Origin of the sequence: Pseudomonas sp. NPDC089547 (assembly GCF_050280665.1) — a bacterium.
Lineage (GTDB): Bacteria > Pseudomonadota > Gammaproteobacteria > Pseudomonadales > Pseudomonadaceae > Aquipseudomonas.
The window spans coordinates 71,833-97,030 of sequence record NZ_JBNNVS010000009.1 but is presented as its reverse complement, the minus strand read 5'-3'; the positions used below and the strand labels follow the sequence as shown (position 1 = coordinate 97,030).

Below are 25,198 nucleotides of genomic sequence, written 5' to 3'. Positions count from 1 at the left end.
CACAAAGAGCCTCGCCTAGTGCGAGGTTTTTTTGTGCCTGTAAATTCGTATGCCTTACGGTTATAAATAAATCGTTATTTATTCTTTTTATTTTTAATTGAATGCAGGCACATTGAACCCATACGGTACAGAACCCAGCCAAGGAGCCGCAGCCCATGAGCCTCAAACTCGGCGATATCGCCCCCGATTTCGAACAGGATTCCAGCGAAGGCAAGATCCGCTTCCACGAGTGGCTGGGCAACAGCTGGGGGGTGTTGTTCTCCCACCCGGCCGACTTCACCCCGGTGTGCACCACCGAGCTGGGCCTGACTGCCAAGCTCAAGGACGATTTCGCCAAGCGCGGGGTCAAGGCCATCGCCCTGTCGGTAGACCCGGTCGACTCGCACCACAAGTGGATCGAGGACATCAACGAGACCCAGAACACCGTGGTCAACTTCCCGATCATCGCCGACGCCGACCGCAAGGTGTCCGACCTGTACGACCTGATCCACCCGAACGCCAGCGACACCCTGACCGTGCGCTCGCTGTTCGTGATCGACCCGAACAAGAAGGTGCGCCTGACCATCACCTATCCGGCCAGTACCGGGCGCAACTTCAACGAAATTTTGCGGGTGATCGACTCGCTGCAGCTGACCGACAACCACAAGGTCGCCACACCAGGTAACTGGCAGGACGGTGACGAGGTGGTGATCGTGCCTTCGCTCAAGGACGAGGAAGAGATCAAGCAGCGCTTCCCCAAAGGTTACCGGGCGGTCAAACCCTACCTGCGGCTGACCCCTCAGCCCAATCGTTAATGGATTCCTCGTTGCATTGCTCTTAGCCAAGCAGGGATTTTCGGGCCGTTTCGACGGCCCTTTTTTATGCCTGTAAGTTCTGCTTGAGGCCTGGGGCTGCTGCGCAGCCCATCGCGACACAAGGCCGCTCCTACAAGGGACCGCGATCCTCTGTAGGAGCGGCCTTGTGTCGCGATGGGCCGCAAAGCGGCCCCAAGATCGCAAAATCATATAAATAACAATAAAGAATAAACAAATAAAAAAATATGATTTCTAGATATATGCGCTGACTGTTAATGTCACTCCCAACAGAACACAAGGAAGCGCTGCAATGCTGGTCGTATCAATCGGTGGTAGCCCAAGCCCTCGTTCACGCTCCGGCGTGTTGCTGGAGCGTTCGCGCCAGTGGCTGCAAGACCAAGGCGTCGAGGTCGTGACGTTCCAGGTACGGGACTTCCCCGCCGAAGACCTGCTCCATGCCCGTTTCGACAGCCCGCATGTGCAGCACTTCCAGCAGCTGGTAGCCCAGGCCGATGGCCTGATCGTTTCCACCCCGGTGTACAAGGCGTCGTTTGCCGGTGCACTGAAAACCTTGCTCGACCTGCTGCCTGAGCGCGCCCTGGCACACAAGATCGTGTTGCCAATCGCCACCGGCGGCAGCATCGCCCACATGCTGGCGGTGGATTACGCATTGAAACCCGTGCTGTCGGCACTCAAGGCACAAGAGACCCTGCAAGGGATCTTTGCCGACGACAGCCAGGTGGCTTACGCAGAGGGCACGAAGCCCGCGCAATTGGTACCGGCGCTGGAAGAGCGCCTGCTGGACTCGCTGGAAACCTTCCACGTTGCCTTGGCCCGTCGGCCACGCCCCGTGGCCCCCGGCGTACTGAATGAACGGCTGATCAGCGCCCGCTGGAGCATCTGACCGGCACACCCCGCTTTACCACCTTACTCGCCCGACAACGAGGCAAGCAGGTGCAACCCGAACCCAAACGTACAGGAGAGCGCCATGCGCACAGTCTTCTTGCGTCGCGGTCTGGTCGCCCTGTTTGCGGCGGCTGTGTCCTTCGGCGCCATTACCCAAGCCCAGGCCGAGAGCCTGCGTATCGGTTACCAGAAATACGGCACCCTGGTGCTGCTCAAAGCCAAGGGCACGCTGGAAAAGCGCCTGGCCGAGCAGGGCGTACAGGTGCAGTGGACCGAATTCCCCGGCGGCCCGCAGCTGCTTGAAGGGCTGAACGTCGGCTCCATCGACTTTGGCGTTACCGGCGAAACCCCGCCCGTATTCGCCCAGGCTGCCGGCGCCGATCTGCTCTACGTAGCCTATGAGCCGCCAGCACCGCACAGCGAGGCGATCCTGGTGCCGAAGGGTTCACCGGTCCAGTCGGTCAAGGACCTGAAGGGCAAGAAAGTCGCTCTCAACAAAGGTTCCAACGTGCACTACCTGCTGGTACGCGCTCTGGAAGATGCTGGCCTGAAGTACAGCGACATCCAGCCCGTTTACCTGCCGCCAGCTGATGCCCGCGCTGCCTTCGAGCGTGGCAGCGTCGATGCCTGGGTGATCTGGGACCCGTACCAGGCTGCCGCCGAGCAACAGTTGCAGGCGCGTACCTTGCGTGATGGCAAGGGCCTGGTCGACAACCACCAGTTCTACCTCGCCACCCGCAACTACGCGACCCAGCACCCGGCGGTGATCAACACCGTGATCGAAGAAGTGCGTGCCGTGGGCGAGTGGTCCCAGGCCAACCCGCAGGAGGTAACCGACCAGGTTGCACCGCTGCTCGGCCTGCCCGCCGACATCACCCTGACCTCGGTCAAGCGCCAAGGCTACGGTGCTGCACCGCTCACCCCCGAAGTCGTGGCCGCACAACAGAAAATCGCCGACACCTTCCAGGCGCTCAAGCTGATCCCCAAGCCGCTGAGCATCAAGGACGTGATCTGGACACCCCCGGCCAAGGTCGCTAGCGCGCCTTGATTGATTCGCCTGTGCCGGGGCGCCGCCCTGGCTGAGCCACCCTTGAGGAGACAACTCCAATGAGCCTTAACATTTTCTGGTTCCTTCCTACGCACGGTGACGGTAAGTACCTGGGCACGTCCGATGGCGCTCGCGCCGTTGACCATGGCTACCTGCAGCAGATCGCCCAGGCGGCCGACCGCCTTGGCTTTGGTGGCGTGCTGATCCCCACCGGGCGCTCCTGCGAGGATTCCTGGCTGGTGGCCGCGTCGCTGATTCCCGTGACCCAACACCTGAAATTCCTGGTTGCCCTGCGCCCAGGCATCATTTCGCCTACTGTGGCCGCACGCCAGGCAGCAACCCTGGACCGCCTGTCCAATGGCCGTGCCTTGTTCAACCTGGTGACCGGTGGTGACCCGGACGAACTGGCCGGTGATGGCCTGCACCTGAACCACCAGGAGCGCTACGAAGCCTCGGTCGAGTTCACCCGTATCTGGCGCAAGGTGCTGGAAGGCGAAAACGTCGACTACGACGGCAAGCACATTCAGGTGAAGGGCGCCAAGCTGCTCTACCCGCCGATTCAGCAACCACGCCCACCGCTGTATTTCGGCGGTTCGTCCGAAGCCGCCCAGGACCTCGCCGCCGAACAGGTCGAGCTGTACCTGACCTGGGGCGAGCCACCCGCAGCGGTTGCCGAGAAGATCGCCCAGGTGCGCGAAAAGGCAGCTGCCCAGGGCCGTGAAGTGCGCTTCGGTATTCGTCTGCACGTGATCGTGCGTGAAACCAACGAAGAAGCCTGGGCCGCCGCCGACAAGCTGATCTCGCACCTGGACGACGACACCATCGCTCGGGCCCAGGCCTCGCTGTCGCGCTTTGACTCGGTGGGCCAGCAACGCATGGCTGCCCTGCACGGCGGCAACCGCGACAACCTGGAAGTCAGCCCCAACCTGTGGGCCGGTGTTGGCCTGGTCCGCGGGGGCGCCGGTACCGCACTGGTGGGTGATGGCCCGACCGTGGCAGCACGGGTAAAGGAATACGCCGATCTGGGTATCGATACCTTCATCTTCTCGGGTTACCCACACCTGGAAGAGTCGTACCGCGTTGCCGAGTTGCTGTTCCCGCACCTCGACGTACAGCGCCCGGAGCAGCCGAAAACCGGCGGCTACGTGAGCCCGTTCGGCGAGATGGTGGCCAACGACATCCTGCCCAAGTCTGTGTCGCAGAGCTGAGGGCCGGGCCATGAGTCGTGCAACTTCCTCCAACCTGGCCCAGCGCCTGGCGCCGTGGGCGCTGCCAATACTGCTGTTGGCAGCCTGGCAGCTGGCGGTCAGCGCTGGCTGGCTGTCGACGCGCATCCTGCCGGCGCCTAGCGCTGTGGTCAGCGCCGGTGTCGAGCTGGTACGCAGCGGTGATATCTGGACCCACCTGGCCATCAGTGGCTGGCGTGCCGGCCTGGGCTTCGTCATCGGCGGCAGTATCGGCCTGGTGTTGGGCTTCATCACCGGCCTGTCGAACTGGGGCGAACGCCTGCTCGACAGTTCGGTGCAGATGATCCGCAACGTGCCGCACCTGGCGCTGATCCCGCTGGTGATCCTGTGGTTCGGCATCGACGAATCGGCAAAGATCTTCCTGGTCGCGCTGGGCACGCTGTTCCCGATCTACCTGAACACCTACCACGGCATCCGTAACGTCGACCCGGCGCTGGTGGAAATGGCACGCAGCTACGGCCTGTCGGGCTTTAGCCTGTTCCGCCAGGTGATCCTGCCGGGCGCGCTGCCCTCGATCCTGGTGGGCGTGCGCTTTGCCCTGGGCTTCATGTGGCTGACCTTGATCGTTGCCGAAACCATTTCGGCCAACGCCGGCATCGGTTACCTGGCGATGAACGCCCGTGAATTCCTGCAAACCGACGTGGTGGTACTGGCCATCGTCCTGTATGCCGTGCTCGGCAAGCTCGCCGACCTCGCCGCCCGCGGCCTGGAACGTGTGTGGTTGCGCTGGCACCCGGCCTACCAAGTGGCCAAGAAGGAGGGCGCATGACCGTGCTCAAGGAACAGCCGCCACGCCTGTTGCGTGGCATCCCGCTGGCCTCCAACGGCCTGCGTAAAGCCTTTGGCCAACGCGAAGTGTTGAAGGGCATCGACCTGCACATTCCGGCTGGCCAGTTCGTCGCCATCGTTGGCCGCAGCGGCTGCGGTAAAAGCACCTTGCTGCGCCTGCTGGCCGGGCTCGACCAGCCTACTGCCGGGCAACTGCTGGCCGGCGCTGCGCCGCTGGAGGAGGCCCGTGAAGAAACCCGCCTGATGTTCCAGGACGCACGCCTGCTGCCGTGGAAGAAGGTGATCGACAACGTAGGCCTGGGCCTTTCTGGCGACTGGCGTTCACGAGCACTGGATGCACTTGAGGCGGTTGGCCTTGCCGACCGCGCCAATGAGTGGCCAGCGGCACTGTCGGGTGGCCAGAAACAGCGAGTGGCATTGGCCCGTGCGCTGATTCACCAACCGCGCCTGCTGCTGCTGGATGAGCCGTTGGGTGCGCTGGACGCATTGACCCGCATCGAAATGCAGCAACTGATCGAACGCCTGTGGCGTCAGCACGGTTTCACTGTGCTGCTGGTCACCCACGATGTCAGCGAGGCGGTCGCCGTGGCTGACCGGGTGATCCTGATCGAGGACGGCGAGGTCGGGCTCGACCTTACTGTCGACCTGGCACGGCCCAGGGCGCGTGGTTCGCACCGCCTGGCTGCGCTGGAAAGCGAGGTGCTCAACCGTGTTCTGTCGGCCCCGGGCACTGCGCCCGAGCCGGACCCTGTAGCCCCTCTGCCCACGCAACTGCGTTGGGCTCACTGATTCACTCACTTACCCGACTGAAGCCATAGAGAAGGAATTACACCATGACTATCAAAGCCATCAACGTCCGCAACCAGTTCAAAGGCACCGTGAAAGAAATCCTCGAAGGCCCGGTACTGTCGGAAATCGACGTACAGACCGCCTCGGGCATCGTGACTTCGGTCATCACCACCCGCTCGGTCAAAGAGCTGGAACTGCAAGTGGGCAGCGAAGTGATTGCCTTCGTGAAGTCGACTGAAGTGTCTATCGCCAAGCTGTGATGGGGGCTTCTGGGGCTGCTTTGCAGCCCGATCGCGACACAAGGCCGCTCCTACATCGATCGCGCAACCCGAATCCAAAGGTTACACGCGGTCATTGTAGGAGCGGCCTTGTGTCGCGATGGGCCGCAAAGCGGCCCCAATAATTTCAGCCCTGACGCTTGGCCAGAAAAGGCGGCAGGTACAACCCCAGATACGCCTCGAACACCCGCTTGCCTTCCTCGGCCATGCGCGGGGTGATCGCCTCGTGCAGCTGTACCGACCGCGCATACACCCGGTCGCTCAGCTCCATGGCCAGCGCAAACACGTCCACATCCAGCGGCATCACCGGCAGGTGAAAATGCTGGTCGAACAACTTGTGCATCAAGTCGCCCAATTCCATGTCGTGCTGCCGGTCGGCCTGCACCACCTCACTCAGCCCATGCTGGGCCAGGATCAGCTGCCGCGCTGCGGCATCCCCGTTATAGATCTCAAGCATGCGTTCTTCGATCAGCCGTGACAGCTCGTGCCAGGTGCTGAACATGCTGCTGTCGATGGGGGCGCCCAGTGCCTCGCGAAACGCCCGGTGTACATCGGCAGTCAGCGCTTCCAGCAACGCTGGCACACTGGCGAAGAAGTGATACACCGACGACGGCGGAATCTGTGCCCGCTCGGCCACGCTGTAGATGGACAGCGCCGCCACCCCGTGTTCGGCCAGCAGCTCACGCGCAGCCGCCAGGATCGCTTCGATCCTGGCCTGGCTGCTGGCGCGCGGCTTGCGCGGGGTGACGGTGCGGTTCATCAGTTGCTGATGGCCAGGATGCTAGCCTGGTAGGCGCCGACGAACAGGTCGAAGTCACCGACTTCTTCCTGTTCCAGCTCCGACTGCTTGGCGAGCGAGTCGCGGGCCAGTGTTTCAAAGGCCTGTTGCTGCTCATTGCTCAGTGGCTGCTCGCGGAAAGCTTCGGCGTGGATTCGGCTTTGCCGCAGCGAGAACGCGATGAAGCTCTCGTCATGCTCGGTCATGCGTGCCAGCACCTGGGCCGACGGTGTCAGCGAAGTGTCGTCAACCTTGGCCTGCTGTGCATCCAGTGCCTTGGCGTGCTCATCACCGCCTTGAGCCTGGTCGAGCAGGTCGGCTAACTGGCGAATACGTTCGATCAGCTCGCTGGCCCAGTCTTTCAAGCCGATCGGCTGGCCGTCGCGGTGCAGCTCCAGCCCCGGGCGGCGGCCTTCCTTGACCACGGTCAGGAAGTTGCTGGTGCACTGGCTGCATTCGCCGTTGTCCAGCTGCGGGCTGTCTTCCAGCGCGCAGAACAGCAGGAACGCATCAAGGAAGCGCGCCTCGGTCAGGTCGATGCCCACGGGCAGGAACGGGTTGATGTCCAGGCAACGTACTTCCACATACTGCACGCCGCGCGAGGTCAGGGCCTGGATTGGCCGTTCGCCCGTGTAGGTGACCCGCTTGGGGCGGATGTTCGAGTAGTACTCGTTTTCGATCTGCAGGATGTTGGTGTTCAGCTGCACCCAGTCGCCGTCCACGTGCGTGCCGACTTCCACGTAAGGCGGGTAGGGCGTGCCCACCGCCTTGCGCAGGCTGTCGGTGTAGCTGGCCAGGTTGTTGTAGCACGGCGTGAGGCCGGCCTGGGCGTTGCTCTGGTAGCCCAGGTCACTCATGCGCAGGCTGGTGGCGTAGGGCAGGAACAGGGTTTCGGCGTCCAGCTCTTCGAGTTGGTGCGGCCGGCCACGCAGGAAGCCTTTGTCCAGGGCTGGGGAGGCACCGAACAGGTACATCAGCAGCCAGCTGTAGCGGCGGAAGTTGCGGATCAGCGCGATGTAGGCGGACGACTGGTAGTCGCGGTTGTCTTCAGTGCTGCCTTCGGCCTCGCGCAGCAGAGGCCAAAGGGCTTCGGGCAGCGAGAAGTTGTAATGGATACCGGCGATGCACTGCATGGTACGGCCGTAGCGCAGGGCCAGGCCCTTGCGATAGACGTGCTTGAGCTTGCCGATGTTCGAGGTGCCGTACTCGGCAATCGGGATGTCCTCCTCGGCCGGCAGCGTGCATGGCATCGACGGGCTCCACAGGTATTCGTCGCCCAGCTTGCTGTAGACGAAGCGGTGGGTCTGTTCGAGGCTTTCGAGCACCTTGGCCGGGTCGGGCAGGGCTGGGGTGATGAACTCCAGCAGCGACTCGGAATAATCGGTAGTGATCTGCTCGTTGGTCAGCGCCGATCCCAGGGCTTGCGGATGCGGGGTCTGGGCCAGGCGACCTTCGTCGGTCACGCGCAGGCATTCGCGCTCAATACCGTGCAGGCACTGCTTGAGCAGGGGGAGATTGGCGCCGAGCAGGCTCAGGCGGCGGTTGAGGAGGTCGCTCAAGATGTATTCCTTCACGCGTCAGTCGCCCCAATATGGGGGTAGAGATGACGGTCTACAAGGGTAGGAAGAAAGGAACTGGCGTTGTCGCCTGGTTTACGCGGTTCCAGCAGTGCCAGCGCACTGCTGAAAATACCGCAGATACGGCTTGGTGGGCTAGAGAACCGCGAAGGTTCCTTGCGCTTTCGCCACCAGTTTGTCGCCCTGGACTACGTCGGCGTCGACCACCAGGGTACGCCGCCCGGCGTGCAGCACACGGGCGGTGCACACCACTTCGCCGTCACTCACGGCACGCATGTAGTTGATCTTGCACTCGATGGTGACGCTTTGCTGGTCAAAGCCATGGCTGGCCGAGCAGGCCAGGCCCATGGCGATGTCCACCAGGCTGAAGATCGCCCCGCCGTGCAGCTTCTGGCCCCGGTTGCGCAAATGCGCTTCGAGGGGCAGGGCCACTTCGGCAACACCTGTTTCCAGGCGTTGCAGGCGGCAGCCCAGCAGTTGGCTGAAGGCGCTTTCGACGTATTCGCGTGGTACGTCCATCACTTCTTCTTCAACTGCTTGGCGTTGGCGAACAGCGAGGCCATGGCGTTGTTGGCCGGTGCGGCAGTGGCAGTTTCACGCTGGCGTGGAGCCTGCTGCTGACGGTTGCCGCCATTGCCACGGTTGCCGCCGCGGTTGCCTTCGACCTTTTCGCCCGGGGTGTCGCTCATGCGCATGGACAGGCCAACGCGCTTGCGCGGGATGTCCACTTCCATGACCTTGACCTTGACCACATCGCCGGCCTTGACCGCTTCACGCGGGTCTTTGATGAACTTTTCCGACAGCGCCGAGATGTGCACCAGGCCGTCCTGGTGCACGCCGATGTCGACAAAGGCACCAAAGTTGGTGACGTTGGTCACCACGCCTTCGAGGATCATGCCGGGCTCCAGGTCCTTGAGATCTTCGACGCCGTCCTGGAAGGTGGCGGTCTTGAACTCGGGGCGCGGGTCACGGCCAGGCTTGTCCAGCTCTTGCAGAATGTCGGTGACGGTTGGCAGGCCGAAGGACTCGTCGGTGAATTTCTTTGGGTCCAGGCGCTTGAGGAAGCTGCTGTCGCCGATCAGCGAGCGGATGTCGCGGTCGGTGTCGGCAGCAATGCGTTGCACCAGCGGGTAGGCTTCGGGGTGCACTGCAGAGGCGTCCAGCGGGTTGTCGCCGTTCATCACGCGCAGGAAGCCGGCGGCCTGTTCGAAGGTTTTCTCGCCCAGGCGGCTGACCTTTTTCAGCGCCGCACGGGTGGCGAACGGGCCGTTGGCGTCGCGGTGGGCGACGATGTTCTGTGCCAGCGTGGCGTTGAGCCCAGAAATACGGGTCAGCAGCGCCACCGAGGCGGTGTTCACATCCACACCCACGGCGTTCACACAGTCCTCGACCACGGCGTCCAGGCCGCGTGCCAGTTTCAGCTGGGAAACATCGTGCTGGTACTGGCCGACACCGATGGATTTCGGGTCGATTTTCACCAGCTCGGCCAGCGGGTCCTGCAGGCGGCGGGCGATCGACACGGCGCCACGGATCGAAACGTCCAGGTCCGGGAACTCGCGGGCGGCCAGTTCAGATGCCGAGTACACCGAAGCGCCGGCTTCGGAGACCATGATCTTGGTGATTTTCAGTGCTGGATACTTTTTCACCAGCTCTGCCACCAGCTTGTCGCTTTCGCGGCTGGCGGTGCCGTTGCCGATGGCGATCAGCTCCACCGAGTGCTTGGCGCACAGGGCGGCCATGACGGAAATGGTGCGGTCCCAGTCATTTTTCGGCGCGTGCGGGTACACCGTCGTGTAGTCCAGCAGCTTGCCGGTGGCATCGACCACGGCAATCTTGCAGCCGGTGCGCAGGCCTGGGTCAAAGCCCAGGGTGGCACGCGGGCCGGCAGGGGCGGCCAGCAGCAGGTCGTGCAGGTTGTGGGCGAACACGTTGATCGCCTCGCCTTCGGCGTTGTCACGCAACTCGCCGAACAGGTCGGTTTCCAGGTGGGTGTAGAGCTTGACCTTCCAGGTCCAGCGCACCACCTCGCCCAGCCACTTGTCGGCCGGGCGGCTGCGGTTTTCGATGCCGACGTGGTTGCCGATCATCACTTCGCACGGGTGCAGGGTGCCAGGCAGCTCTTCGCCCACTTTCAGCGAGGCGCTCAGCACGCCTTCGTTGCGCCCGCGGAAGATCGCCAGGGCACGGTGCGACGGGGCGTTGCGCAGCAGTTCGTCGTGGGCGAAGTAGTCGCGGAACTTGGCGCCTTCTTCTTCCTTGCCGGCCACCACACGGGCGCTGAGCACCGACTCCTGCTTGAGGAAATTGCGCAGCTTGTCGAGCAGGGCAGCGTCTTCGGCGAAGCGCTCCATCAGGATGTACTTGGCGCCTTCCAGCGCAGCCTTGACGTCGGCCACGCCTTTTTCGGCGTTGACGAAGCGTGCAGCTTCGCTCTCCGGGGCCAGGGCCGGGTCGTTGAACAGGCCATCGGCCAGTTCGCCCAGGCCGGCTTCCAAGGCGATCTGGCCTTTAGTGCGGCGCTTCTGCTTGTACGGGAGGTACAGGTCTTCGAGGCGGGTCTTGGTGTCGGCCAGCTTGATTTCGCGGGCCAGTTCCGGGGTCAGCTTGCCCTGTTCCTCAATGCTGGACAGGATGCTGGCGCGGCGCTCGTCGAGTTCGCGCAGGTAGCGCAGGCGCTCTTCCAGATGGCGCAGCTGGGTGTCGTCCAGGCTACCGGTCACTTCCTTGCGGTAACGGGCGATGAAAGGCACTGTCGAGCCTTCGTCCAACAGGCCCACGGCCGCCTCGACCTGCTGGGGGCGTACGCCCAGTTCCTCGGCGATACGGCTGTTGATGCTGTCCATGTAAACCACCTGACATTTGTGAATACGGGGGTCGCCTGTGGGCTTTTCGCCCGGCGGCGCTGGATGAAAGCCGCGCATTATACCCATCGCAAACCGCTTGCGGTGATGGCGCCCGGCCAGCCGGAACTGGCGCCCGGGGAAAAATCTGCTAACAATGCTCACGCAACGTGCAGCAATGGCTACGCCATAATGCGCGGCGATATCAGAGGAGTTATTCATGACCGGCACCGCAAACACCGCTGAAGGTGACAAGATTCTCATCGTCGACGACGATCCGGGGCTTAGCAGCCTGCTGGAACGTTTCTTCACCAGCAAGGGCTACCGTGCCCGCGCGGTGCCCAACACCGAGCAGATGGACCGCCTGCTGCAGCGCGAGGTGTTCAACCTGGTGGTGCTCGACCTGATGCTGCCGGGCGAGGATGGCCTGTCCGCGTGCAAGCGCCTGCGCCAGCAGAACAACCAGATCCCGATCATCATGCTCACCGCCAAAGGCGATGAGCTCAGCCGTATCAAGGGCCTGGAGCTGGGCGCCGACGACTACCTGGGCAAGCCGTTCAACCCGGACGAGCTGATGGCCCGCGTCAAGGCCGTACTGCGCCGTCAGGCACCGGCAGTGCCGGGTGCTCCGGGCAGCGAAGACGAGTCGGTCACCTTCGGCGACTACGAGCTGTCGCTGGCGACCCGCGAACTCAAGCGTGGCGACGAAGTGCACATGCTTACCACCGGCGAGTTCGCCGTGCTCAAGGCCTTGGTGATGCATGCCCGCGAGCCGCTGACCCGCGACAAGCTGATGAACCTGGCCCGTGGCCGCGAGTGGGATGCACTGGAGCGCTCCATCGACGTGCAGATCTCGCGCCTGCGCCGCATGATCGAGCCGGACCCGTCCAAGCCGCGTTACATCCAGACCGTGTGGGGCGTGGGCTACGTGTTCGTGCCGGACGGAAACGCGGGTAAATGATGCCTCGTCGTCCATGAAAACACCGCTCTGGTTTCCGCAAAGTTTCTTCGCCCGCACCTTGTGGCTGGTGTTGATCGTCGTCCTGTTCAGCAAGGCTTTGACCCTGGTCTACCTGTTGATGAACGAGGATGTGCTGGTCGACCGTCAGTACAGCCACGGTGTGGCGCTGACCTTGCGCGCCTACTGGGCTGCCGACGAAGAAAACCGCGACAAGATTGCCGAGGCGGCGGGCCTTATCCGCGTGACCGGCTCGGGCGTGCCGGAGGGCGAGCAGCACTGGCCCTACAGTGAAATCTACCAGCGGCAGATGCAGGCGGAGCTGGGCGAAGACACCGAGGTGCGGCTGCGCATTCACGCGCCACCGGCGTTGTGGGTGAATGCGCCAAGCCTGGGCCCCGGCTGGCTTAAAGTCCCGCTGTACCCGCACCCGCTGCGTGGGCAGAAGATCTGGAACGTGCTGGGCTGGTTCCTGGCCATTGGCCTGTTGTCCACCGCCTCGGCCTGGATCTTCGTTCGCCAGCTGAACCAGCCGCTCAAGCGCCTGGTGTTCGCCGCTCGCCAGCTGGGCCAGGGGCGCAGCGTGCGCCTGCCGATCAGCGATACGCCCAGCGAGATGACCGAGGTGTACAAGGCCTTCAACCAGATGGCCGAGGATGTCGAGCAGGCCGGGCGCGAGCGCGAGCTCATGCTGGCGGGGGTTTCCCATGACCTTCGCACGCCGTTGACCCGCCTGCGGCTGTCGCTGTCATTGTTGAACAGCGACAGCGACTTGAGTGATGACATGGTCCGCGATATCGAAGACATGGACGCGATCCTCGATCAGTTCCTGGCCTTTATCCGCGATGGGCGTGACGAGCCGTTGGAAGAGGTCGACCTGGCCGACCTGGTGCGCGAAGTGGTGGCACCGTACAACCAGCCGAAAGAACGTGTGCGCCTTTGCCTGGAGCCAATACCGCCGTTCCCGCTGCGCCGCGTTTCGCTCAAGCGCATGTTGGGCAACCTGATCGGCAACGCCCTGCACCATGCCGGCAAAGGCGTAGAGGTGGCTGCTTATGTGTCGGGTGACGAGAGTGCACCTTACGTGGTGCTGAGCGTGCTGGACCGCGGTACGGGGATTGACGAGTCGGAGCTGGAGACCATCTTCAACCCGTTCATCCGTGGTGACCGGGCGCGTGGCGGCAAGGGCACCGGGTTGGGGTTGGCGATCGTCAAACGGATCGCGGCGCAGCATGGCGGGAATGTGGAACTGCGCAATCGCTCTGGTGGCGGGATCGAGGCGCGGGTCAGGCTGCCGCTGGGGTTGCTGCTACCGCGTAATGCCGTTTGATTGCTGGGGCCGCTTTGCGGCCCATCGCGACACAAGGCCGCTCCTACAAGGGTTACGCGATCCCCTGTAGGAGCGGCCTTGTGTCGCGATGGGCTGCAAAGCAGCCCCAAAAATTTCAGCCCTTACCCTTGGTCCGGGTCTGATTAGGCCCGCCATTCTTCTCAAGGTGCTCGATGATCATCCCGGCCACGTTCTTGCCGGTGGTCACTTCGATGCCTTCCAGCCCCGGCGACGAGTTCACTTCCATCACCAGCGGCCCATGGTTTGAGCGCAAGATATCCACACCCGCCACGCTCAACCCCATCACCTTGGCCGCACGAATCGCGGTGATCCGCTCTTCAGGGGTAATCTTGATCAGGCTGGCGACGCCTCCCCGGTGCAGGTTGGAGCGGAATTCGCCCGGCTTGGCCTGGCGCTTCATCGAGGCAATGACCTTGTCACCCACCACGAAACAGCGGATGTCGGCGCCACCGGCCTCCTTGATGTACTCCTGAACCATGATGTTCTGCTTCAGGCCCATGAATGCCTCGATCACAGACTCGGCCGCCTGGGTGGTTTCGCACAGCACCACACCGATGCCCTGGGTGCCTTCCAGCACCTTGATCACCAGCGGCGCGCCATTGACCATCTGGATCAGGTCGGGGATGTCGTCGGGTGAGTGGGCAAAACCGGTGATCGGCAGGCCGATGCCACGCCGTGACAACAGCTGCAACGAGCGCAGCTTGTCGCGTGAGCGGGCGATGGCTACCGACTCATTGAGCGGGTACACGCCCATCATTTCGAACTGGCGCAGTACCGCGCAGCCATAGAACGTAACCGATGCGCCAATGCGGGGGATCACTGCATCGAAGCCTTCCAGCGGCTTGCCGCGGTAATGGATCTGCGGCTTGTGGCTGGCAATGTTCATGTAGGCCCGCAGGGTATCGATCACCACCATTTCGTGGCCACGCTGGGTACCGGCTTCGACCAGGCGGCGGGTGGAATACAGACGCGGATTGCGCGACAGCACAGCGATCTTCATGCAGCACCTGTGACAGGAGAGAGAGTGGCCGGAAAGGCCGGTTTGTCTTGTACGTATTTCAGGCCAGGGTTGACCACCAGTTGGCCGTGGATCAGTGCCTTGGAGCCCAGCAGCAGGCGGTAGCGCATGCTCTTGCGGCAGGCAAGGGTAAATTCGACCTCCCACACACGATCACCCAAGGCCAGTGACGTGCGAATGACATAACGGGTCTGGGCGTGACCGTTGGAGCTTCTGATGGTTTTTCTGTTCACCAGCGGCGCCTCGCAGCGCCGGTGGCGCAGTTGCACCACTGTGCCCAGGTGTGCAGTGAAGCGTACCCAGGGCTGGCCATCGCGCTCGAACGGTTCCACCTCGGTAGCGTGCAGGCTGGAGGTGCTGGCCCCGGTGTCGATCTTGGCACGTAGCCCGGCCACGCCGAGGTCAGGCAGGGCGACCCACTCGCGCAGGCCGATCACAGTCAAATGGTCAAATGTCTTCACGAAGCGCACCCTGCGAATAAGGTGGTGAACTGTAAGCATGGCGGGGACTTTTTGCATCCGTATGTGAAGGTAGTACAGTTCGGTGAAAGACAGAATCCGAGGTAACGGGATGGCACAAAAAGCCGAAGACGACGACAAGGTTCGCCTGGACAAGTGGCTGTGGGCCGCGCGCTTCTACAAGACGCGGGCGCTGGCCAAGGCGGCGATCGAGAGCGGCAAGGTGCATTGCCGGGGCGAGCGTTGCAAGCCGGGCAAGGAGCCACGCGTGGGTGACGAGTTTGTGCTGCGCACCGGGTTTGATGAGCGCACCGTGGTGGTGAAGGCGTTGTCGGTGGTGCGGCGTGGGGCGCCGGAGGCGCAGACGCTGTACGAAGAGACTGAAGAGAGTGTGCGGCGGCGGGAACAGGCGGCTGAGTTGCGCAAGGCCGGGGCGATGGGCGTGACTACTGATGGGCGGCCGAGCAAGAAACAGCGGCGGCAGATTCATCAGCTGCATGGGAGCTTTGAATAGCCGGGGGCGCTTCGCGCCCCATCGCGACACAAGGCCGCTCCTACAGGCGATCGCGTACCCTTGTAGGAGCGGCCTTGTGTCGCGAAAGGGCTGCGCAGCAGCCCCCGGGGATCTAGCGGATAACCGCCAATCGCCCGACCAACGGTAGCTTGGCCGCAATCGAAAACAACGGCGCCGTCCAGCGCATCAATGCTTCACTACCCTTGGCCGCCAACGGCGTGTAGTAGCTCCAGCCCAACGCCAGCACCGCCATCAGCAACCCGCCTATATAGTCATCCTGCCCCCAGTGAGCGCCGGCCACCAGGCGCGGCAGCATGAACAGCACCGCCAGCCCCCAGATCACCAGGTGCTGCACTAGTCGGCGGCTGAACACACTCATGAACAGCGCCCAGATCAACAGCACCGAAGCGTGATCCCCCGGGAAACTCTTGCTGGAACGGTCCTTCAGCTCCCAAGCCTTCTCCAGGTTCGGGTAGTAGTCACTCAGGTGCACCACGTCGTCGAACATCATCGACGGGCTCTTGTGTTGCCAACCGGCTGCATCCACCCACTTGGAAAACAGCGCGCGAATCACCACTAAGAGGAGTAGCGTGACCAGAAAGCCGAAAAACGCCTGACGAACCTGGGCTGCCTTGAACACCCAGTCACCGCGGATAAGCACTGCCAGAAGGATCAGGCCGACGACGATGTCGAACGGGCGCAGGCTGCCGACGGTCCAGATGTAGCGCCAGGTGGTGTTGTTGGCCAGTGGCGCATTCAGGCTGTGGAACAGCCACTCGTCGAAAGTCAGGCACAAGATCTGGCCAATGGGCCATAACCAGAAACACAGTAGAGCGATGGGTAGCAGCGTACAGGCTGCCAATGGCCCCAAGGACCACCTTGCTTGGAACAGTGGTCGATTGTCCATAAAATACCTCTATTGCAAACAGGAACTGGAGCGTCTTGTGAGCGCTCTGTCACGGGTTCTCGCAGTTTTTCGATAACCCTTGTAATCATTTTGTCATCATTTTTAGATAGCCAAAACCTATGAGCGATTTGCCTGATACCGATTTCACCCAACGTTTCATCTTCGACGAGCGCGACGTACGCGGCGAGTGGGTGTCTCTCGATGACAGCTACGCCGCGGTGCTGGCGCGTCACCAGTACCCACAGCCGGTGCAGGCACTGCTCGGCGAGCTGATGGCTGCCACCGCCTTGCTGGTGGGCGCACTGAAGTTCGATGGCCTGCTGATTCTGCAGGCGCGCTCCCAAGGGCCGATCCCGCTGCTGATGGTGGAGTGCTCTGGCGATCGCGACATCCGTGGCGTGGCACGCTACGAAGCGGATCAGATCCCGGCTGACGCCACGCTGGCGCAGCTGATGCCCGACGGCCACCTGACCCTGACCATCGATCCGGTCAAGGGCCAGCGCTACCAGGGCACCGTGGATCTCGATGGCGCCAACCTGTCGGAATGCTTCACCAACTACTTCGTTCAGTCGCAACAGCTCAACACTCGTTTCTGGCTCAACGCCGAAGGCGGCAAGGCCCGTGGCCTGCTGCTGCAGCAACTGCCGCGTGACCGCCAGCCCGATGATGAAGAGCGTGAAGAAAGCTGGCAGCACGTGGTGGCATTGGCTACCACGCTCAAGGCTGATGAGTGGGCGCTGGACAACGAAACCCTGTTGCACCGCCTGTACCACGAAGATGCCGTGCGCCTGTTCGATATCCAGCCACTGCGCTTCAATTGCAGCTGCTCGCGCGAACGTTCCGGCAATGCGCTGGTCAGTCTTGGCGAGCACGACGCCAAGGCGCTGGTGGAAGAATGCGGCGGCCAGGTGGAGATCGATTGCCAGTTCTGCAACCAGCGCTATTTGTTCGATGCCAGTGATGTGGCACAACTGTTTGCCGGTGGCGGCACTGACGCGGCCTCAGAAACTCGCCACTGAAACGGTTAATCACAGGATAATCTCCTGTCTAATTGCGCAAAAGCGCGGTTACGACAGGAGGGGCCTACTTTTTTTGGGCGTTTCTGGCATAATCCGGCCACTTTTTTCGCTGTAGTAGTTTTTTCAAGACAACTACAAAACGTTTGGAGCACTCGGCCTCGGGCCGGATGGGGTATCTCATGACGCAAGCCAACAACACCGTGTACACCGACCTGAGCGTCGATGAGCTGGTAAAAGAAGCGCTGCAACGCGGTGAAGGCGTACTAGCCGATACTGGCGCACTGGTCGTAGAGACCGGTCACCGTACTGGCCGTTCGCCGGCTGACCGTTTCATCGTCGAAGAACCTTCCACCCAGGACGCGATTTCCTGGGGCCCGATCAACCGCAAGTTCCCGGCCGACAAGTTCGATGCCCTGTGGGACCGCGTCGAGGCGTTCAACAACGCCCAGGATCACTTCGTTTCCTACGTTCACGTAGGGGCGGCCGCCGAGCACTACCTGCCGGTGAAGATGACCACCCAGACTGCCTGGCAGAACCTGTTCGGTCGTTGCCTGTTCATCAACCCTGAGCAGTTCAACCCGGCTAAACGCGGCGAGTGGCAAATCCTCAACGTTGCCAACTTCGAGTGCGTACCTGAGCGTGACGGCACCAACTCCGACGGTTGCGTGATCATCAACTTCGCCGCCAAGAAAGTGCTGATCGCTGGCATGCGTTACGCCGGCGAAATGAAAAAAGCCATGTTCTCGGTGCAGAACTTCCTGCTGCCGGCTGCCGACGTGCTGCCAATGCACTGCGCGGCCAACATCGGCGAAGAAGGCGACGTGACCCTGTTCTTCGGCCTGTCCGGCACTGGCAAGACCACCCTGTCGGCCGACGAAAGCCGTTACCTGATCGGTGACGACGAGCACGGTTGGGGCGAAGGCGTTGTCTTCAACATGGAAGGCGGCTGCTACGCCAAGTGCATCGACCTGTCCGAGAAGAACGAGCCGGTCATCTGGAAAGCCATCAAGCACGGCGCAGTGCTGGAAAACGTCGTTCTCGACGCCAACAAGCACGCCGACTACACCGATGTCAGCCTGACCCAGAACAGCCGTGCGGCCTACCCGCTGGAGCACGTTGCCAAGCGTTCCGAAGCGAACCTGGGCGGCGAGCCTAACGCAGTCATCTTCCTGACCTGCGACCTGACGGGTGTTCTGCCTCCGGTGTCGATCCTGAACAACGAGCAGGCGGCTTACCACTTCCTGTCCGGCTACACCGCGCTGGTCGGTTCTACCGAAATGGGTTCGGGCGGCGGCATCAAGTCGACCTTCTCCACCTGCTTCGGCGCACCGTTCTTCCCGCGCCCGGCTGGCGAGTACGCCGAGCTGCTGATCAAGCGTATCAACGGTTTCAACTCCAAGGTTTACCTGGTCAACACCGGCTGGACCGGCGGTGGCTACGGCGTTGGCAAGCGCTTCAGCATCCCGACTACCCGTGCCGTGATCGCTGCGATCCAGAGCGGCGCACTGGTCGGTGCCGAAACCGAGCACCTGGACATCATCAACCTGGACGTGCCAAAAGCCGTTCCGGGCGTTGAAACCGAGCTGCTCAACCCGCGCACCAACTGGGCTGACAAAGCTGCCTACGACGAGGCCGCCAAAGGCCTGGCCAAGCTGTTCATCGAAAACTTCAAGAAGTTCGAAGTTTCCGACGCCATCAAGGCTGCTGGCCCACAGCTGTAAGCTGCAACCAGCCGCAACGAGAAAGCCGCCAGAATTGGCGGCTTTTTTGTTCCTGCTGTCCGGCTGATGCAATTCCTTGTAGGAGCGGCCTTGTGTCGCGATGGGCCGCAGAGCGGCCCCAGGATTTCAGCGTCACTGCATAAATTGTCGGGGCCGCTTTGCGGCCCATCGCGACACAAGGCCGCTCCTACAGGGGATCTCGACAGGCCTCGGGACGCGGTGCAGGCAGCGAGAACCTGGTTTTTCTGTTTCACTGTCAGCATCAATTGCGAAGACAAGAGCCAGCCATATGACTGAATCCCCTCAGCGCACTGCCTTCTCCCACTTCCACCCTATCCTCACCCGCCCTTCGGACAACGACGTCAACGGCCATATCGCGGGTGCCACCGTGCATGGCTTTTTCGAAACCGCTATCCATGCCTTCCTGGTGGAACAGGCCGAGGTGGACCTGCGTGACGGGCCGCTTGCGGCTTTCGTGGTCAGTTCGGCTGCGGATTTTTACGCGTTGCCGGGGTTCCCCGACGTGCTCGAAGTAGGGTTGGGGGTAACGCGCCTGGCGGGTAGCACGGTGGAGTACCGCCTCGCGCTGTTCCGCCCGGGCGAGCCGGAGGCGTGCGCGGCAGGTACGGTGGTGCAGGTCTTCATCGAACGGGCCAGTGGCCGGCCTGTGACGCTGCCAGAGGCGCTGCAGGTGATCCTGTCCGGCCTGGTACTGGCGCAGCAGGCATAAAAAAGCCCCGCCAGCAGGGGCGGGGCTTTTGTTGCCGGGGCAGAGCCTTCAGGCATCAGTCGCGCCAGTGGCGCTTGTGCTTGCGGTGGCCGTAATGGTGGCCACGGTCGTAGTGGCGACGGTCATCGTAGCCACGACGGTAGCGGCGGTCGTCATGGCGCTCGTCTTCGTCGGCCTTGTTGCCCATGTAGTTACCCAGTGCACCACCGGCACCACCGCCGGCTGCTGCACCGATGTAGCTACCGGTGGTACCGCCCACCGAGCGGCCGACCACGTTACCGCCTGCAGCGCCCAGCGCGCCGCCGATTGCGGCCTCACCGCGCTGGCGCTTGTCGGCGCCCAAGGCACCGCCGGCCGCGCCGCCCAGGCCGGCACCAATGGCGCCGCCAGTGCTACCACCAATGGAGTTGCCCACTACCGAGCCCAGTACCCCACCCAATGCGCCGCCAATGCCGGCCTCGGTGGTGCCGCCTGCCATGGCCACGCCGCTGAGCAAGCTGAAAGACAACAACAGAATCGAGGAGTACTTCTTCATCAAGAGAGCCTCATAGGGATGACGAGGCGAATTTGAGGCTAAGCGGCGTGGCTGGCAAACGAAATCCGACGAGTAACACGAGTTGTACACAATTCTCTAAGTTACTGTATTTGCTGTGAAACTTTATCTATTTTCGGCTGTCTGAGACTTTTATGACAAAGCCCTGAACCGTTGCGGAACAGGGCTTTTTTGTTTTTTGCGCTGGGGCTGCCGGCCTCTTCGCGGGCTTGCCCGCTCCCACAGGTACGGCACAGGATTTGAACCTTGTACAGTCCCTGTGGGAGTGGGCAAGCCCGCGAAAAGCCCAACACCATTCCTACAGGATGCGCCCGTCGTCCTGCGCCCGCTCCAGCTTGATGGCAATGAACTTGGATGTCGGCGTGTGGCTGCCATCACCGATGCTCTCCAGCGGCACCAGCGGGTTCACTTCAGGGTAGTAAGCCGCGGCCTGGCCTGCCGGAATATCGAACGCCAGCAGCGTGAAGCCGTACACCCGGCGTACATGCTCATCCCCCCACAACGAAACGATGTCCACCTTCTGCCCCGGCTGGAAGCCCAGGCGGATGATGTCGGCTTCGTTGGCGAACAGCACCTCGCGCTGGCCGCGCACGCCGCGGTAGCGGTCATCCAGGCCGTAGATGGTGGTGTTGTACTGATCATGTGAGCGCATCGACTGCATGATGAGGTCTGGCAGTTGGCCGCTGGCGCGCACACGTTCATCCAGCAAGGTATCCGGCAGCAGGTTGGCCTTGAAGTTGGCGCGGCCGGTGGCGGTCTTCCATTCGCGGCTGGCGGCGCTGTTGCCCAGGTAGAAGCCGCCTGGGTGCTGCAAGCGCTGGTTGAAACCGCTGAAGCCGGCAATGGTATCGCCGATCAGGTCGCGAATGCGGTCGTAGTCGGCCACCAGCCAGTGCCAGTCCACCGGTTGCTTGCCCAGGGTGGCAGCGGCGATGCCGGCCACTACTGCCGGTTCGGAGCGCATCTGCCTCGACAGTGGCTTCAGCTGGCCGTTGGAGGCATGCACCATGCTGAACGAGTCTTCCACCGTTACGGCTTGTGGCCCGTCAGCTTGCAGGTCGATGTCGGTGCGGCCCAGGCACGGCAGGATCAGCGCCTGCTTGCCATGCACCAGGTGGCTGCGGTTGAGCTTGGTGCTGATGTGCACGGTCAGCTCGCAGTTGCGCAGCGCCTGGGCGGTACGCTCGGTGTCTGGTGTGGCTTGGGCGAAGTTGCCGCCCAGGCCGATGAATACCTTGGACCGGCCATCGAGCATGGCGTGGATCGCTTCGACGGTGTTGTGACCGTTGTGCCGCGGCACGGGGAAGCCAAAGCGTTTCTCGATGGCATCCAGCAAGGCTACCGGTGGGCGCTCGTTGATGCCCATGGTGCGGTCACCCTGCACGTTGCTGTGCCCACGCACTGGGCACAGCCCGGCGCCTGGTGCGCCGATATTGCCGCGTAGCATTTGCAGGTTGACGATTTCCTGGATGGTCGGCACCGAGTGGCGATGTTGGGTGATGCCCATCGCCCAGCACATGATTACCCGCTTGCCGCGGCAGTACATGCGCGCGGCCAGTTCGATATCGGCCAGCGCCAGGCCGGATTGGGCCTGGATATGTTCCCACGGCGTGCCATCCACCACTGCCAGGTATTCATCGACGCCATGCCCATGTTCGGCGATGAACGCGTGGTCGAACACGGCCGGTTCGCCGTTGGCCTGGGCCTCGCGTTCCCACTGCAGGACGAACTTGGCCATGCCGCGCAGCATTGCCATGTCGCCGCCCAAGGCCGGGCGGAAGAATGCAGTGTTGGTCGGCCGGTCACTGTTGGTCAGCATCTCCAGCGGGTTTTGCGGGTGCTGGAAGCGTTCCAGGCCACGTTCCTTCAGCGGGTTGATGCACACCACCTGGGCGCCACGCTTCACCGCATCGCGCAGCGGGTCGAGCATGCGTGGGTGGTTGGTGCCGGGGTTCTGGCCCCAGACGAAAATGGCGTCGGCATGCTCGAAGTCGTCAAAGGTGACGGTGCCTTTGCCCACCCCGACGCTTTGCCCTAGCGCCACGCCACTGGCCTCGTGGCACATGTTCGAGCAGTCGGGGAAGTTGTTGGTGCCGTAGGCGCGCACGAACAGCTGATACAGGTAGGCGGCTTCGTTGCTGGCCCGCCCTGAGGTATAGAACTCGGCCTGGTCAGGCGTGGCCAGTTTGTTCAGCTCGCGACCGATCAGGGCGAAGGCGGCGTCCCAGCTGATCGGCTGGTAGCGGTCGCTGGCGGCGTCGTAGACCATCGGTTCGGTCAGCCGCCCTTGATATTCCAGCCAGTAATCGCTCTGTTGCAGCAGCGCGGTGACGCTGTAGCGGGCGAAAAAGGCTGCATCGACGCGGCGCTTGGTCGCCTCCCAGTTCACGGCCTTGGCGCCGTTCTCGCAGAACTTGACCATGCCGCTTTCCGGCGAGTCCCCCCAGGCACAGCCGGGGCAGTCGAAGCCGCCGTTCTGGTTGGTCTTGAGCAGGGCGCGAATATTTTTCAGCGCGTTGTCGCTACCGACCCAGGCCTTGGCCACGCTGCGCAGCGCGCCCCAGCCACCGGCCGGGCCGTGATAGGGCTTGTAGCGAGGAGTGGAGGCTGGTGCGTTGTCTGGAAGGTGCTGGTACGAGGTCACGGCTGTTAAGACTCCGCCGCTGGGCTGTAGACCCGCGGTGCGCTGTGCTTGGGCAAGTGGATAAGGTTGAGGTTGTGTTTGCGCGCCCATTGCAGGGCAAGGCCGGTGGGTGCCGACAGGCTGACCAGGGTCTGGATGCCGGCACGCAGTACTTTCTGGATCAGTTCCAGGCTGCAGCGGCTGGTAACGATGGCCAGGCCTCCGGCGCTGTCGATACCTTGGCGCAGCAGGGCGCCGATCAGCTTGTCGAGGGCGTTGTGCCGGCCAATGTCTTCGCGGCCGAGCAGTAACTCGCCATGGCGGTCCATGAACAGTGCCGCATGCACGGCCCCGCAATGCTGGCCCAGCGGCTGGAAGGCATCGATGCGTTCGCGCAGCCCGACCAGCCATTGCGCCGGTGGCAGCGGGGCGCCTGGCAACCCGGCCAGTTCCGGCAGTGCCTGCTCCAGCGCTTCGACCCCGCACAGGCCGCAACCACTGGTACCGGCCAGTTGGCGGCGCTGGTTTTTCAGGTTCCAGAAGGCGCGGCTGGAAATTTCCAGGTCTGCATACATGGCCGAGCCGCTGCCGGAGAGCTTGAGGTCATAGATTTCGGCCGTGCCTTCGACAATGCCACTGCCGACGCTGAAACCGACGGCGAAGTCTTCAAGGTCGGTGGGGCTTACCAGCATCACTGCCTGGTTGAGGCCGTTGTAGGCAATGGCCAAGGCCACTTCTTCGGCCAGCGGCGTGCTGTCGCGTTGGCCGTCGCTGAGCTGGACGTAATCGTAGGTGTTGCTGGCGGCGGGCATGGACAAAGGCGATGAGGCCGCGCAGACCGGAGGTTTGCTGTTCATCGGGGGCGCTGGATACCGGCGGCTTTCTGATAGCACAAGCCTAGGCTTGCGGGCCGGTGGCGTCTAATCGCTAGGGTCTATGCCTTGATAGACCGCGTCGATTGGTCGCACAGGGGCAGGAGGGGAAAAGCTGGCCTAGACTGCTGTGTCCGAGGTTTCGTCAACAAGGAGAGCGCTATGAGCTTGTTCAGTTTTGTGAAGGAAGCGGGCGAGAAGTTGATCGACCTGCTGACCCCCGGTAATGCCAATGCCGAAGAGCAGTTGAAGAAGCACGTGGAAAGTGTCGGCCTGGGTAACCCGAACATCTCCGCCACTGTAGAGGGTGACAAGATCATCCTCAAGGGTGAGGTGGCCAGCCAGGAAGAGAAGGAGAAGATCATTTTGGCGGCGGGTAACATCAACGGTGTGGCGAGTGTCGAGGACCAGATCACCGTGACCGGGCCGGTGGTGGCGGCGGCAAGGTTCGTTACCGTGAAGAAGGGCGACACCCTGTCGGCCATCTCTGTGGTGGTTTACGGCAATGCCAACCAGTACAACAAGATCTTCGAGGCCAACAAGCCGATGCTCAAGCACCCGGACAAGATCTATCCGGGGCAGGTGCTGCGTATTCCTGAGTGATCTCGGCAGCCTGTTCTGGCCTCTTCGCGGGTAAACCCGCTCCCACAGGATCACTCACAGGCCTGAACTGTGCGCGATCCCTGTGGGAGCGGGCAAGCCCGCGAAAGGGCCCTCACAGGCCTACCAACAAATCCCGGTAATCCTCGACCGCCGCAAACTCCTCGGTATCCCGCGGCCCGGCCTTGCTATCCGGCTGGCGCACCGCCAACAGATGCCCCACACCAAACCGCCGCGCACTGCGCAGTATCGCCAGGGTGTCATCAATAAACAGGCTGCGCCCCGGCTCAAAGCCAATGTCCGCCTGCAAGGCATCCCAGAACTGCGGGCTTTCCTTGGGGTAGCCATAATCGTGCGAGCTGATCAGCCGCTCGAAATACGGCGCCAGCTCTACCCGCTCCAGCTTCAACGACAGCGAGTCGCGGTGTGCGTTGGTGATCATCACCACCCGTTTGCCCGCCTTGCGGATTGCCGCCAGAAAGGTATCGGCATCCGGCCGCAGGGCTATCAGGTCGGCGATTTCCTGCTTCAGCTCGCGGATTGGCAAGCGCAACTCGCGGCTCCAGAAGTCCAGGCAATACCAGTTCAGCGTGCCGGCATTGCGCTCGAACAGCGGTTGCAGCTCCATTTCCGCCATGGCCCGGCTCACCCCGTGCAGCTCGGCATAGCGCTGGGGCAGGTGGTCCAGCCAGAAGCGGTTGTCGTAATGCAGGTCAAGCAGAGTGCCGTCCATGTCCAGCAGGACGGTATCGATGGCAGACCAGGGAAGAACAGGCATGGGAAACTCTCGTTCAGTCGGCAAGCCACGGTATAGTAACCCGTTCACGC

At 62.5% G+C, this 25,198-nt stretch carries 25 protein-coding genes; 14 read left to right on the top strand and 11 right to left on the bottom strand.

The genetic code is table 11. The features are described 5' to 3' along the window. The first annotated feature begins 155 nt into the window (after nucleotides 1-155). The 7 genes from ACQKPZ_RS08920 to ACQKPZ_RS08890 all read left to right on the top strand — a co-directional run bounded on the left by ACQKPZ_RS08920 (nucleotide 156) and on the right by ACQKPZ_RS08890 (nucleotide 5,833). On the top strand, nucleotides 156-794 hold the full coding sequence (locus tag ACQKPZ_RS08920; protein WP_016497546.1) for a peroxiredoxin: 639 nt from the start codon (nucleotides 156-158) through the stop codon (nucleotides 792-794). 310 nt (nucleotides 795-1,104) lie between these two features. After that, a complete protein-coding gene (ssuE, locus tag ACQKPZ_RS08915) occupies nucleotides 1,105-1,698 on the top strand; it encodes an NADPH-dependent FMN reductase (RefSeq protein ID WP_391128516.1) in 594 nt (197 codons plus the stop codon). Nucleotides 1,699-1,782: 84 nt separating this feature from the next. Then, nucleotides 1,783-2,748, top strand: coding sequence for a sulfonate ABC transporter substrate-binding protein (locus ACQKPZ_RS08910; protein ID WP_427537002.1), 966 nt, complete (start codon nucleotides 1,783-1,785; stop codon nucleotides 2,746-2,748). Between the two features lie 59 nt (nucleotides 2,749-2,807). Continuing rightward, entirely contained in the window at nucleotides 2,808-3,956 is a 1,149-nt protein-coding gene (gene ssuD / locus ACQKPZ_RS08905; RefSeq protein ID WP_391128510.1) for an FMNH2-dependent alkanesulfonate monooxygenase, read from the top strand. 10 nt (nucleotides 3,957-3,966) lie between these two features. Further along, nucleotides 3,967-4,764: an aliphatic sulfonate ABC transporter permease SsuC gene (ssuC, locus tag ACQKPZ_RS08900; RefSeq protein WP_427537000.1), complete on the top strand. Its 798-nt coding sequence runs from the start codon at nucleotides 3,967-3,969 to the stop codon at nucleotides 4,762-4,764. Continuing rightward, nucleotides 4,761-5,573 (top strand): aliphatic sulfonates ABC transporter ATP-binding protein, encoded by an 813-nt coding sequence (gene ssuB, locus ACQKPZ_RS08895; RefSeq protein WP_391128505.1) that lies wholly within the window; start codon nucleotides 4,761-4,763, stop codon nucleotides 5,571-5,573. Before ssuC ends, ssuB begins: the two co-directional genes overlap by 4 nt. A gap of 44 nt (nucleotides 5,574-5,617) precedes the next feature. Next, entirely contained in the window at nucleotides 5,618-5,833 is a 216-nt protein-coding gene (locus tag ACQKPZ_RS08890; RefSeq protein ID WP_008095172.1) for a TOBE domain-containing protein, read from the top strand. 145 nt (nucleotides 5,834-5,978) lie between these two features. On the opposite strand, the gene ACQKPZ_RS08885 is transcribed toward ACQKPZ_RS08890, so the two are convergent. From ACQKPZ_RS08885 to ACQKPZ_RS08870, 4 genes are all read right to left on the bottom strand, one after another. After that, nucleotides 5,979-6,611, bottom strand: coding sequence for a TetR/AcrR family transcriptional regulator (locus tag ACQKPZ_RS08885; RefSeq protein ID WP_427536998.1), 633 nt, complete (start codon nucleotides 6,609-6,611; stop codon nucleotides 5,979-5,981). Next, complete coding sequence (gene gshA / locus ACQKPZ_RS08880) at nucleotides 6,611-8,188, bottom strand: glutamate--cysteine ligase (protein WP_427536996.1); 1,578 nt, start codon at nucleotides 8,186-8,188, stop codon at nucleotides 6,611-6,613. The genes ACQKPZ_RS08885 and gshA overlap by 1 nt, the downstream gene beginning before the upstream one ends. Before the next feature lie 153 nt (nucleotides 8,189-8,341). Beyond that, a complete protein-coding gene (locus ACQKPZ_RS08875; protein ID WP_427536994.1) occupies nucleotides 8,342-8,725 on the bottom strand; it encodes a PaaI family thioesterase in 384 nt (127 codons plus the stop codon). Further along, nucleotides 8,725-11,049, bottom strand: a complete 2,325-nt coding sequence (locus tag ACQKPZ_RS08870; protein WP_427536992.1) for a Tex family protein — start codon at nucleotides 11,047-11,049, stop codon at nucleotides 8,725-8,727. The genes ACQKPZ_RS08875 and ACQKPZ_RS08870 overlap by 1 nt, the downstream gene beginning before the upstream one ends. Before the next feature lie 217 nt (nucleotides 11,050-11,266). Between ACQKPZ_RS08870 and ompR the strand changes: the two genes are divergently transcribed. After that, nucleotides 11,267-12,007, top strand: a complete 741-nt coding sequence (ompR, locus tag ACQKPZ_RS08865; protein ID WP_016484407.1) for a two-component system response regulator OmpR — start codon at nucleotides 11,267-11,269, stop codon at nucleotides 12,005-12,007. Nucleotides 12,008-12,020: 13 nt separating this feature from the next. Further along, complete coding sequence (locus ACQKPZ_RS08860) at nucleotides 12,021-13,334, top strand: ATP-binding protein (RefSeq protein WP_391128488.1); 1,314 nt, start codon at nucleotides 12,021-12,023, stop codon at nucleotides 13,332-13,334. A 115-nt stretch (nucleotides 13,335-13,449) separates the two neighbouring features. On the opposite strand, the gene rimK is transcribed toward ACQKPZ_RS08860, so the two are convergent. Then, complete coding sequence (rimK, locus tag ACQKPZ_RS08855; RefSeq protein ID WP_012316721.1) at nucleotides 13,450-14,355, bottom strand: 30S ribosomal protein S6--L-glutamate ligase; 906 nt, start codon at nucleotides 14,353-14,355, stop codon at nucleotides 13,450-13,452. Next, nucleotides 14,352-14,834 (bottom strand): ATP-dependent zinc protease family protein, encoded by a 483-nt coding sequence (locus ACQKPZ_RS08850; RefSeq protein ID WP_328825613.1) that lies wholly within the window; start codon nucleotides 14,832-14,834, stop codon nucleotides 14,352-14,354. The genes rimK and ACQKPZ_RS08850 overlap by 4 nt, the downstream gene beginning before the upstream one ends. A gap of 109 nt (nucleotides 14,835-14,943) precedes the next feature. Between ACQKPZ_RS08850 and ACQKPZ_RS08845 the strand changes: the two genes are divergently transcribed. Beyond that, a complete protein-coding gene (locus ACQKPZ_RS08845) occupies nucleotides 14,944-15,345 on the top strand; it encodes an RNA-binding S4 domain-containing protein (protein WP_403194408.1) in 402 nt (133 codons plus the stop codon). Between the two features lie 112 nt (nucleotides 15,346-15,457). On the opposite strand, the gene ACQKPZ_RS08840 is transcribed toward ACQKPZ_RS08845, so the two are convergent. Beyond that, on the bottom strand, nucleotides 15,458-16,252 hold the full coding sequence (locus ACQKPZ_RS08840; RefSeq protein WP_427536990.1) for a phosphatase PAP2 family protein: 795 nt from the start codon (nucleotides 16,250-16,252) through the stop codon (nucleotides 15,458-15,460). 119 nt (nucleotides 16,253-16,371) lie between these two features. Between ACQKPZ_RS08840 and hslO the strand changes: the two genes are divergently transcribed. The 3 genes from hslO to ACQKPZ_RS08825 all read left to right on the top strand — a co-directional run bounded on the left by hslO (nucleotide 16,372) and on the right by ACQKPZ_RS08825 (nucleotide 19,722). Next, nucleotides 16,372-17,271, top strand: coding sequence for an Hsp33 family molecular chaperone HslO (gene hslO, locus ACQKPZ_RS08835; protein ID WP_391128478.1), 900 nt, complete (start codon nucleotides 16,372-16,374; stop codon nucleotides 17,269-17,271). 179 nt (nucleotides 17,272-17,450) lie between these two features. Continuing rightward, nucleotides 17,451-18,992 carry a phosphoenolpyruvate carboxykinase gene (locus ACQKPZ_RS08830; protein ID WP_427536988.1) on the top strand — a complete coding sequence of 514 codons (1,542 nt, stop codon included), beginning with the start codon at nucleotides 17,451-17,453 and terminating at the stop codon, nucleotides 18,990-18,992. 289 nt (nucleotides 18,993-19,281) lie between these two features. Continuing rightward, a complete protein-coding gene (locus ACQKPZ_RS08825) occupies nucleotides 19,282-19,722 on the top strand; it encodes an acyl-CoA thioesterase (RefSeq protein WP_391128466.1) in 441 nt (146 codons plus the stop codon). Between the two features lie 55 nt (nucleotides 19,723-19,777). Here ACQKPZ_RS08825 and ACQKPZ_RS08820 read toward each other — a convergent pair whose 3' ends face one another. From ACQKPZ_RS08820 to fdhD, 3 genes are all read right to left on the bottom strand, one after another. Further along, nucleotides 19,778-20,257: a glycine zipper domain-containing protein gene (locus ACQKPZ_RS08820; protein WP_012270060.1), complete on the bottom strand. Its 480-nt coding sequence runs from the start codon at nucleotides 20,255-20,257 to the stop codon at nucleotides 19,778-19,780. A 316-nt stretch (nucleotides 20,258-20,573) separates the two neighbouring features. After that, nucleotides 20,574-22,919 (bottom strand): FdhF/YdeP family oxidoreductase, encoded by a 2,346-nt coding sequence (locus tag ACQKPZ_RS08815; protein WP_427536986.1) that lies wholly within the window; start codon nucleotides 22,917-22,919, stop codon nucleotides 20,574-20,576. A gap of 5 nt (nucleotides 22,920-22,924) precedes the next feature. Next, nucleotides 22,925-23,755, bottom strand: coding sequence for a formate dehydrogenase accessory sulfurtransferase FdhD (fdhD, locus tag ACQKPZ_RS08810; RefSeq protein WP_427536984.1), 831 nt, complete (start codon nucleotides 23,753-23,755; stop codon nucleotides 22,925-22,927). Between the two features lie 177 nt (nucleotides 23,756-23,932). Here fdhD and lysM point away from each other — a divergent pair, with 177 nt between their 5' ends. Further along, nucleotides 23,933-24,373, top strand: coding sequence for a peptidoglycan-binding protein LysM (gene lysM, locus ACQKPZ_RS08805; protein ID WP_016714471.1), 441 nt, complete (start codon nucleotides 23,933-23,935; stop codon nucleotides 24,371-24,373). Between the two features lie 112 nt (nucleotides 24,374-24,485). Here the strand turns inward: lysM and yrfG are convergent, their stop codons facing one another. Continuing rightward, on the bottom strand, nucleotides 24,486-25,148 hold the full coding sequence (yrfG, locus tag ACQKPZ_RS08800; protein WP_427536982.1) for a GMP/IMP nucleotidase: 663 nt from the start codon (nucleotides 25,146-25,148) through the stop codon (nucleotides 24,486-24,488). Between the last annotated feature and the right edge of the window lie 50 nt (nucleotides 25,149-25,198).

Bases quoted from the DNA above. Each gene is read 5' to 3' on its own strand.
- ACQKPZ_RS08920 (WP_016497546.1), top strand. From the start codon at position 156: ATGAGCCTCAAACTCGGCGATATCGCCCCCGATTTCGAACAGGATTCC.
- ssuE (WP_391128516.1), top strand. From the start codon at position 1,105: ATGCTGGTCGTATCAATCGGTGGTAGCCCAAGCCCTCGTTCACGCTCC.
- ACQKPZ_RS08910 (WP_427537002.1), top strand. From the start codon at position 1,783: ATGCGCACAGTCTTCTTGCGTCGCGGTCTGGTCGCCCTGTTTGCGGCG.
- ssuD (WP_391128510.1), top strand. From the start codon at position 2,808: ATGAGCCTTAACATTTTCTGGTTCCTTCCTACGCACGGTGACGGTAAG.
- ssuC (WP_427537000.1), top strand. From the start codon at position 3,967: ATGAGTCGTGCAACTTCCTCCAACCTGGCCCAGCGCCTGGCGCCGTGG.
- ssuB (WP_391128505.1), top strand. From the start codon at position 4,761: ATGACCGTGCTCAAGGAACAGCCGCCACGCCTGTTGCGTGGCATCCCG.
- ACQKPZ_RS08890 (WP_008095172.1), top strand. From the start codon at position 5,618: ATGACTATCAAAGCCATCAACGTCCGCAACCAGTTCAAAGGCACCGTG.
- ACQKPZ_RS08885 (WP_427536998.1), bottom strand. From the start codon at position 6,611: ATGAACCGCACCGTCACCCCGCGCAAGCCGCGCGCCAGCAGCCAGGCC.
- ACQKPZ_RS08875 (WP_427536994.1), bottom strand. From the start codon at position 8,725: ATGGACGTACCACGCGAATACGTCGAAAGCGCCTTCAGCCAACTGCTG.
- ACQKPZ_RS08870 (WP_427536992.1), bottom strand. From the start codon at position 11,049: ATGGACAGCATCAACAGCCGTATCGCCGAGGAACTGGGCGTACGCCCC.
- ompR (WP_016484407.1), top strand. From the start codon at position 11,267: ATGACCGGCACCGCAAACACCGCTGAAGGTGACAAGATTCTCATCGTC.
- ACQKPZ_RS08860 (WP_391128488.1), top strand. From the start codon at position 12,021: ATGAAAACACCGCTCTGGTTTCCGCAAAGTTTCTTCGCCCGCACCTTG.
- rimK (WP_012316721.1), bottom strand. From the start codon at position 14,355: ATGAAGATCGCTGTGCTGTCGCGCAATCCGCGTCTGTATTCCACCCGC.
- ACQKPZ_RS08845 (WP_403194408.1), top strand. From the start codon at position 14,944: ATGGCACAAAAAGCCGAAGACGACGACAAGGTTCGCCTGGACAAGTGG.
- ACQKPZ_RS08840 (WP_427536990.1), bottom strand. From the start codon at position 16,252: ATGGACAATCGACCACTGTTCCAAGCAAGGTGGTCCTTGGGGCCATTG.
- hslO (WP_391128478.1), top strand. From the start codon at position 16,372: ATGAGCGATTTGCCTGATACCGATTTCACCCAACGTTTCATCTTCGAC.
- ACQKPZ_RS08830 (WP_427536988.1), top strand. From the start codon at position 17,451: ATGACGCAAGCCAACAACACCGTGTACACCGACCTGAGCGTCGATGAG.
- ACQKPZ_RS08825 (WP_391128466.1), top strand. From the start codon at position 19,282: ATGACTGAATCCCCTCAGCGCACTGCCTTCTCCCACTTCCACCCTATC.
- ACQKPZ_RS08820 (WP_012270060.1), bottom strand. From the start codon at position 20,257: ATGAAGAAGTACTCCTCGATTCTGTTGTTGTCTTTCAGCTTGCTCAGC.
- fdhD (WP_427536984.1), bottom strand. From the start codon at position 23,755: ATGAACAGCAAACCTCCGGTCTGCGCGGCCTCATCGCCTTTGTCCATG.
- lysM (WP_016714471.1), top strand. From the start codon at position 23,933: ATGAGCTTGTTCAGTTTTGTGAAGGAAGCGGGCGAGAAGTTGATCGAC.
- yrfG (WP_427536982.1), bottom strand. From the start codon at position 25,148: ATGCCTGTTCTTCCCTGGTCTGCCATCGATACCGTCCTGCTGGACATG.